Annotated in this window: 1 protein-coding gene; it reads right to left on the reverse strand. The window is 71.9% G+C overall.

The window, feature by feature from the left end:
• Nucleotide 1: 1 nt before the first annotated feature.
• Nucleotides 2–7,207 carry a type I polyketide synthase gene (locus ACGFNH_RS32030; RefSeq protein WP_393659808.1) on the reverse strand — a complete coding sequence of 2,402 codons (7,206 nt, stop codon included), beginning with the start codon at nt 7,205–7,207 and terminating at the stop codon, nt 2–4.
• Nucleotides 7,208–7,270: the final 63 nt, after the last annotated feature.

The raw sequence follows: 7,270 nt of genomic DNA on the forward strand, positions 1-7,270 counted from the left end.
TCTAGTTGAGGCCGAGCTCCTTGTCGATCAGATCGAACATCTCGTCGTCGGAGACGGCCTCGAGCACTTCGTCGTCGGAGTCGCCGCCGTCCCCCGGTTTCTCCGCCGCGCTGTCGGACAGCCGCCACAGCAGGGCTTGCAGCCGGGTGGTGATCCTGGTGCGGGACGCGTCGTCGGCCGGGTCCAGCGCGGCGACGGCGGCCTCCAACTCGTCCAGCGGGGTCAGGTCCTGCCCGCCCGCCGGTTCCGAGTCCGGGGCGAGCTCGGACAGCAGCCGCTCGCCGAGGACGGCGGGCGTGGGATGGTCGAAGACCAGAGTGGCCGGAAGGCTGAGCCCCGTGGCCTCCTTGAGGCGATTGCGCAGTTCCACCGCGGTCAGGGAGTCGAAGCCCAGATCGCGGAAGGCGTGGCCCGGGCCGATCGCGCCGTTCCCGTCATGACCGAGGACGGCCGCCGCCTGGGTACGGACGAGATGGAGCACCATCCGTTGCTGCTCGGCCCGGCCGGCACCGGAGAGTCGGAGAACGAACGGCCGCGTCCCGTCGGCCGTCGCCCCACCGGCCATCGCTCCGGCCGTGACGCCGTTACCGGCCGCGCCTGCCCGGGCCGCCTCGGCGTGGATGCGCCGGACGTCCGGGATCTCGTCGAAGAGACGGCGGCGACGGGCGGCCGAGTAGGTCGCCGCGAACCGGTCCCAGATCACATCGGCGACGACCAGGAACGTTTCGTCGTACGCAAGAGCCTGCGGTACGGCGGACACGGCCACCTCGGGGTCCATGGTGGACACGCCGTAGCGGCGCAGCCGGTCGCCTTCGGCCTCGTGGACCATGCCGCCGCCCGCCCAGGCTCCCCAGGCGATGGAGGTGGCCACGCGACCGCGGCTCCGGCGCCACGCGGCGAAAGCGTCGAGATAGGCGTTGGCGGCCGCGTACCCGAAGTGGCCGCCGTCGCCCCACACACCCGCGCCCGACGAGAACAGGACGAACGCCTCCAGCGGACGGTCCGCGAGCAGCGCGTCGAGGTGGAGAGCTCCCGCGATCTTCGCGTCCGCCACCTCCTGGAGGGCCCCGAGATCCATGTCCCCGATCGCGACGGCCGGCGGCTCGATGCCCGCCGCGTGCACCACGGCGTTGACCGGCGCGCTCTCCGGCACATTCGCCAGCAGCTTGGCCAGCGCCTCCCAGTCCGTGATGTCGCACGAGGCGGTGGTGACGCGGGCGCCGAGCGCCCTCAGCTCCGCCTCCAGTTCGGTCGCACCGGGCGCGTCCGGGCCCCGGCGGCTGACGAGCAGCAGATGCTCGGCACCGGCCGCGGCCAATCGCCGGGCCAGGTGCGCGCCGAGTGCTCCCGTGCCACCGGTGATGAGCGTCGTACCCGAGAAGGCGACCGCACGGCGCTCGCTCGCCTCGGCGTCGACCGGCTTGCGCACCATGCGGCGTACGTACAGGCCGTCCGAACGTACGGCGAACTGGTCCTCGCCCTCGTCTCCCGCCAGGGCCGCGAAGAACCTGTTCCAGGTGTTCGCGTCGAGCTTCGCGGCAGGGGCGAACGGGGCGGTGCCGCCGTCCGGTTCGGGGCGATCGGACGGTACGGGCAGGTCGACCAGGCCGCCCCACCGCTCAGGGTGGTCGAGGCCGTAGACCCGGCCGAGGCCCCATACAGCAGCATGTTCCGGAAGGGGTCCGGTGGTACGTGTCGCCTCGGGGCCGGGCAGGGCGACCGCTCCCTGGGTGATCGTCCACAGCGGCGCCGCGCACTCCGCGTCCGTCAGTGCCTGCATGAGGAGGAGAGTCGCCGTGACGGCTCCGGGCACCACGCAGGACTGCGGCTCGGCAGCGGGACGGGGATCGCCCTTGGCCAGTGGTAGCAGATTGAGCACGCCACCGGTGAGCGGGCTCTGCTCCAGGGTCTCGCGCAGGCGGTCCGCGAGAGCGGCCCGGTCCTCACTCGTCACGTCGAACGCGACCGTGACGACCCCTTCGACCTCCTTGTGGCCCCCCAGCTGATCGACCAGCTCGTCCACCGTGCTGTCGGCAGCACCGTCGGAACCGGGTACGACCACCAGCCAGTGCGACGGCAACGGGCCGGCCCCTGTGGCCGATGCATCCCCCGGCTGCCACGTCACCGTGTAGCGCCAGGAGTCCAGCAGTGCGCTCTCGCGCTTGCGCCGACGCCACTCGGCCAGCACGGGGAGCATCGGTTCCGCCGTGCCCAGCGTCCCGCGCCGCTCCGGCGCGAGGTCGAGCGTATCGGCGAGAGCCTCCAGGTCCTCGGCCTCGACCGCCTCCCAGAAGCGGACGTCCATGTCGTCGACCCGGGCATCTCCGGACTCGGCCCGGGGGGCGGATTCGGAGACGTCGAGCCAGTGGCGGCGGTGTTGGAAGGCGTAGGTGGGGAGGGCGACGGTGCGGGCGTCCTGGCCGGCCAGAACCCGCGTCCAGTCGACCGGAACGCCGCGCACCCACGCCTCGGAGAGGGAGGTCAGGAAACGGTGCGCGCCACCGTCATCGCGGCGCAGACTGCCCACCACTACGGCGTCCGGGGCGGCCTCCTGCACGGCCATCCCCAGCACCGGATGCGAACTCACCTCGACGAAGGCGTCATACCCCTGATCGACCAAACCCTGGACGGCCTCGCCGAAGCGCACTCGCTGACGCAGATTCCGGTACCAGTACCCGCCGTCCAAAGCAGCGGTGTCGACCGACTCCGCCTGGGTCGTGGAGAAGAACGGCACCTCACCGGTGCGGGGAGCGACCGGCCCGAGCGCCTCGGCGAGTTCCGCCTCGATCTCCTCCACGTGCCGGGTGTGGGAGGCGTAGTCCACCGGAATACGACGCGCCCGGATCTCCTCCGCCTCGCAGTGCGCCATCAACTCATCGAGAGCATCCGCGTCCCCGGCCACCACAACCGAGCCCGGACCATTGACCGCAGCGATGTCGATCCGACCGGCCCAACCGGACAACAACTCCTCGACCTGGGCCTCCGACTGAGCAACAGAGACCATGCCGCCACGTCCGGCGATCGCCCGGATCGCCTGCGAACGCAGTGCGACGACCCGCGCCCCGTCCTCCAACGACAGACCACCGGCCACCACCGCAGCGGCGATCTCCCCCTGCGAATGCCCGACCACCACGGACGGCTCAACACCACACGCACGCCAGACCGCAGCCAGCGACACCATCACCGCCCACGACACCGGCTGCACCACATCCACACCAGCGAAGTCATCCCCGCTGCGGACGATCTCGCTCAGCGACCAGTCGACGAACGGACTCAGCGCCCGCTCACACGCCTCCATCGACTCCGCGAAGACCGGGGAGCCCTCCCAGAGCTCCCGGCCCATCCCGACCCATTGCGCACCCTGGCCCGGAAAGACGAACCCCAACCGAACCCCGCCACCGGCCACCACACCGCGCACCACACTCCCCACACTCACGCCATCGGATGCCAAACCCCCCAGCTGACCGGCGAGTTCACCCAGCTCTACGCCAAGCACCACCGCTCGGTTCTCGAACGCCGTACGCGTCGCCGCCAGCGACCAGCCCACATCCACGGGCCGAACGTCCTCACCGGCAGTTCCGACGTAGGACGCCAACCGGCCCGCCTGACCGGCCAATCCGTCCCCACCACGCCCCGACACCACCCACGGCACCGGACCACCGGCCGCAAACACCGGCACCGCAGCCCCATTGGCCGTCCCCGGCTCAGGCTCGGGATCCGGCTCCGGATTCGGCTCGGGACTCGGCTCGACCTGCGGCTGTTCCAGGACCACGTGCGCGTTCGTCCCGCTGATACCGAACGAGGACACACCGGCCCGGCGTACTCGCCCCTCGGAGCCCGGCCACTCCACCGACTCCGTCACCAACTGCACCGCGCCCGCCGACCAATCGACGTGGGAGGAGGGCGCGTCCACGTGCAGCGTGCCGGGCACGTGGCCGTGCCGCATCGCGAGCACCATCTTCATCACGCCGGCCATGCCGGACGCGGTCTGGGTGTGCCCGATGTTGGACTTGACCGAGCCGATGAGCAGCGACCGGTCGGGCGTACGGTCCTGCCCGTACGTCGCCAGCAGGGCCTGCGCCTCGATGGGGTCTCCCAGCCGCGTCCCCGTACCGTGCGCCTCGACGACGTCCACGTCACCGCCGGTGAGGCGGGCGTCTGCCAGCGCGGCCCGGATCACCCGCTGCTGCGAAGGCCCGTTGGGCGCGGTGAGACCGTTGCTCGCACCGTCCTGGTTGATCGCCGAACCGCGTACCACCGCGACTACGGGATGACCGTTGCGCTGTGCTTCCGACAGCCGCTCCAGCAGCAGCACACCCACACCCTCCGCGAGGGAGAATCCGTCGGCGGCCTCGGCGAAGGGCTTGCAACGGCCGTCCGGCGCGAGCCCCCGCTGCCGGCTGAATCCGACGAACGGCGCCGGGTCGGCCATGACCATCGCGGCCCCGGCCAGGGCCATCGAGCATTCGCCGGAACGCAGTGCTCGTACCGCGAGGTGCAGCGCGACCAGCGACGACGAGCACGCCGTGTCGACGGTGACCGCCGGTCCCTCCAGGCCGAGGACGTAGGAGACGCGGCCCGATGCGACGGCCGTCGAGGCGCCGGTGACGAGATAGCCCTCGGTACCGTCGGTGGCGCGCCCGAGGAGCGTGCCGTAGTTCTGGTCGGTGATGCCCGTGAAGACGCCGGTGTTGCTGCCGTGCAGGGTCTTCGGGTCGATTCCGGCCCGCTCGAACGCCTCCCAGGAGGTCTCCAGCAGCAGCCGCTGCTGCGGATCCATCGCCGCCGCCTCGCGCGGGGATATCCCGAAGAAGGCCGCGTCGAACTCCCCGGCGTCGTGCAGGAATCCGCCGTGCCGGACGTAGCTGGTTCCGTGGCGGTCGGGGTCGGGATCGTAGAGCAGCGTGGTGTCCCAGCCGCGGTCGGTGGGGAAGCCGGTGATGACGTCCTCCCCGGCAGTGACCACACGCCACAGGTCGTCGGGGGACGCGATGCCTCCCGGGTAGCGGCACCCCATGGCGACGATGGCGATGGGGTCGTCGTCGGAGGCGGGCCCGAGTGAACCGGCCGCGGCTGCGGGCGAGTTCGTGGCGGGGTGCGGCGTCGTACCGCCTCCCTGGGCCAGTTCACGAAGGCGGGAGGCGAGGGCGAGCGAAGTGGGGTGGTCGAAGACCACGGTCGTCGGGATCCTCAGTCCCGTACGGGAGGTGAGGCGGTTGCGCAGTTCGACCGCCCTCACCGAGTCGAAGCCCAGCTCCTTGAAGGCATAGGTGGCGTCGACGTCGTCCGCCGAGGCATGGCCGAGCACGGCAGCCGCCTCGGACCGTACGAGGTCCAGTACGAAGCGGTCGTGTTCAGCGGCGGGCAGAGTGCCGAGCCGCTGGGCGAGCGTCGATGCCTCCACTCCCCCGCCCTGCCCGCCCGCTCCCCCGGCGTGGGTCGCCCCGCCGCTCGGCCTCGGCTCCAGATCGGCGATGAGCGGGGCGGGGCGAGCGGCGCTGAAGACCGGTACGAACCGGGCCCAGTCGACGTCCGCCACGGCCACGACCGTGTCGTCGTGGTCGAGGGCCGTCTGCAGCGCCACCATGGCCGGTTCCGTGCCGATGACGGGGATCCCGCGGCGGCTCAGCGGACCGCGCATGTCCTCCGCGATCATGCCGCCGCCGTCCCATGGTCCCCAGGCCACCGACAGCACCGGCAGCCCGTGCGTCCGGCGGACACGCTCGGCGAGTGCGTCCAGGGTGGCGTTCGCCGCGGCGTACGCCGCATGGTCGGCGACGCCCCACACCCCGGAGATGGAGGAGAAGAAGATCAGTGCGTCGGTCTCGGCCGGGTCGAGGACATCGGCGAGGTGCCACGCACCGGCGACCTTGCCCGCCGTGACCTCGGCGAACTCCGCGAGGTCGAGGCCGTCCAGCGCCCCCAGGGTGCCCACACCGGCGGCGTGCACCACCGTCCGTACGGTACGTCCCTCGGTACGGAGGGAGCCCAGCAGATCCACCAGCGCGTCGCGGTCGGCCACATCGCAGGCGGCGACGGTCAACCGGGCGCCCAGTGCGGCGACTTCGGCCTCCAGCTCCGCCAGCGCCGGGTCGTCCGTGGCACCTCGGCGACCGACCAGGACCACGTCCTCGGCCCCGCCACGCGCCAGCCAGCGGGCGACATGCGCGCCGAGCGCACCGGTACCGCCGGTCACGAGCGCTGTGCCGCGCGGCGTCCAGTACCGCCCGGAAGACCTGCCGTCAGGCGGGTCCGCCTTGCCCGACAGCGAGGCCGGCACGAGCCGCCGTACGAACGTGCTGTTGGCGCGCAGGGCGACCTGATCCTCCGTGCTGTCACCGCGCGACGCGAGCACGGCGCAAAGGGCGGCGGCATCCCGACTCGCGAACGGCTCGGGAAGGTCGATCAGCCCGCCCCAGCGCTCCGGGAACTCCAGGGCGGCAACCCTTCCCAGCCCCCAGATCGCCGCCTGCGCCGGGTGGGCAAGCGGCTCCTGGTCCCCGACGGCCACGGCGCCCCGAGTGGCACACCACAGCGGCGCGCTCACCTCGGCTCGCCCGAGCGCCTGCACGAGGGACACGGTGAGTGCAGCGCCGGTGGGCAGTACGGGATGGTCGGGCAAAGGGGTCTCGTCCAGCCCGATCAGCGACAGCACACCGCCGACGGGGGCCGCCGGGTCGGCCAACGTCTCGTTGAGCGCGGCCTCCAGGACTTCGCTGTCGGCGTGGCGATGCGTGAGTTCGAGTACACGGACGTCGGCGCCTTGGAGGGCGAGCGCGTCGGCACACGCCGTGGTGAGGTCGGTGGTGGAGTGCTCATGCGGGACGAGGAGCAGCCAGGTGCCGGTGAGGGCGGTGGCCCGGGTGTCCCGGCCGACGGGCTTCCATACGACCTTGTACCGCCAGCCGTCCACAGCGGATCGGGCCACCTGCCCCTTGCGCCAACTCGACAACGCGGGGAGTACTCCGGCCAGCGGCTCGCTCTCCGGCAACCGCAGCGTCTCGGCCAGGCCCTCCAGATCCTCGCGTTCGACCGCCTCCCAGAAACGCGCATCAACCTCCCGACCCGAAGCCTGAGCGGATGCAAAGGCCGGAGCGGTCCGCTCCAACCAGTAACGACGATGCTGGAAGGCGTAGGTGGGGAGGGCGACGGTGCGGGCGTCCTGGCCGGCCAGAACCCGCGTCCAGTCGACCGGAACGCCGCGCACCCACGCCTCGGCCAGCGAGGTCAGGAAACGATCCGCACCACCGTCGTCACGGCGCAGACTGCC

Origin of the sequence: Streptomyces sp. NPDC048639 (genome assembly GCF_043199075.1) — a bacterium.
GTDB lineage: Bacteria > Actinomycetota > Actinomycetes > Streptomycetales > Streptomycetaceae > Streptomyces.